The 2,090-nt window shown below is 40.2% G+C and carries 1 protein-coding gene; it reads left to right on the top strand.

Annotation, left to right across the window (positions count from 1 at the left end; translation table 11 throughout):
• Positions 1-2,090: hypothetical protein (locus tag E1176_RS20390; protein ID WP_185152555.1), on the top strand; the 2,090-nt coding region annotated here is incomplete at both ends.

The following is a 2,090-nucleotide window of genomic DNA, read 5'->3' as shown; positions in this document are numbered from 1 at the left end:
CTACAGGCTTTGATTCTTTAGTAGAAAATCAATCATTTCTAACATTTGATGGCCAGAATGTAGGTACAGTATTCGATGGTTATGTATTTAAGGATAAAGATTTAGAGAAAGAAATTCCCAAAAAGGGAGAGACCCGGTTGGTCACAGAATCGGGGGTTGTGTGTGAGTTTAATGGGTCGAACTGGCAAGCGATATATTCTATTAAAATGCATTGCTATCCATTTGGTACAAAAGCCTGGGTGCCAATGTTTGTGGATATAGATTTGGGTAGTTTACACCAGGTGACGGGTGTTTTTGGCTTGAACGTAAAACGACCCTTTGGTATTAACACGGGTTATAATAATCAGGTCATATTAGCAGGAACGGGGCCTCATGACCTTGAGGAAGTTGGGCGTTTTAAATCAGTGGGTGCATTAGATGCCAATGAAGATCAGGTAAATTTTAATAGTCCGAAAAAATGCAGTTATATAAGAATTGCTTATGATGGCAAAAGTCCAAGCACCAATATCAACGTAGTGCCGAAAATTGTAGCTGTCATTGGTAAGCCAATTGAGGGTAATGCTGAACAGCAAAGAGAAAAACCAATCATCAAACGCAGGTCCTTTGATGAATACCTGGGTATAAATAGTGTAAGAGAAGATGATTTGAGTCTGATTAAAAGTCACTACACCGTCTGCAAGTATCATCGCATATTTGCAATGGACACAAAGCTGTTTGTGGGTGAGGAGATTGTTTTAAAAAATGCCGGGGAGGTATTAACGGTCGATCTGAGCATACCTCATGACGAGTATCCTAATGATAAAATCGGTTTTAACCCCGCTCGTGGAGCAGGAGGTTTCGATTTCGATACTTTTCTTCGACAAATGATAGATGAGGGTATGAAGCCAATTCCTATTCTTTCAAGAGGCATACCTTACTTGCATGTAAACCCAAAAACCAATAAAACTAATGGTTGGCAAATACCATATGATGATGGAGGTGATAGTGAAAATCCTATGCATTATAGGGCAATGGCCTCGTTTTATTATCAATTTGCAGCACGCTACGGTCAAAATAAAGACATCCCTAAAAAGCACCTCAAGCTTCATGAAAGTAACGAGCCCAAAGTAGGCCTCAATTTAGTTCATGCCGTTTCTATCAACAATGAGTCTGACAAAGATTGGTTTAGTCATGAAGAACTTAACACACCGAAAGAAATGGCTGCTATGCTGTCTGCAGCTATTGATGGCCACATGGGACTGATGGGTGAGAATTACGGCTTCAGACAGGCAGATCCATCAATGCGACTTATGATGAATGGCTTGGTCGAACCCAGAGCCGATTACATTAAATTAATGTTGAAAGAGTTGCTTCATATGAGGCGAGATGCTCCGAAATATGGCTTTCCTATTAATCCGCTCAATGAGAATTTTATTATTGATGTGCATTATTATCCCGTAGCAGGTGGTAGTCAGGATAGCGCAAAAGGAGGGGCCCCCGTAGAATCTACGAGCTTTTTACATGATGTAAACAGACTGACTGATGAAATTTATCTACTTTGCCCTGAAGCAGATATTTCTATCACCGAGTGTGGGTACGATAGTGTAGTGGCTCCGATAAGTGGTATCGGTACACCACTCACTCCAGGTGAAAGAAAAGATAAAAATGACATCAATAACGAAAGTCAGGCCAAACATATCATAAGGCTTGCTATGTATGGCTACCTGGGTGGCTATGACCAAATGTTTTTGTTTACCTTAAAAGACCCTCAGTTCATTCAAAAGTCAGGTTACCGAATCAAGTTTAGCACTTCCGGGTTATTTTCTAAAACAGGACCCAATACCAAAAAACTCAGTTGGTTTGCTGTGAACACTTTCAGAAATCGACTCGCTGGATTTACCTATAATGGTCACACCATCGACAATGATACAATGCTTCATATTGTAAAACTCTTTAAAAAAGAAACCGATCAGGATGCTTACGTAATTTGGTTAGGAAGCAATGACGACAGTAAAATGACTGGTTTTAAACTCCCTGTTGGTGAAAAATCAAAAGCTCAATCCATCGATTATGTAGATGGCATGCCGCATGGTGTAAGCACGCCATTATCA

This window comes from Fulvivirga aurantia (genome assembly GCF_009711475.1).
In the GTDB taxonomy this organism is placed as follows: Bacteria; Bacteroidota; Bacteroidia; order Cytophagales; family Cyclobacteriaceae; genus Fulvivirga; species Fulvivirga aurantia.
This window is presented reverse-complemented; position numbering and strand designations above follow the sequence as displayed.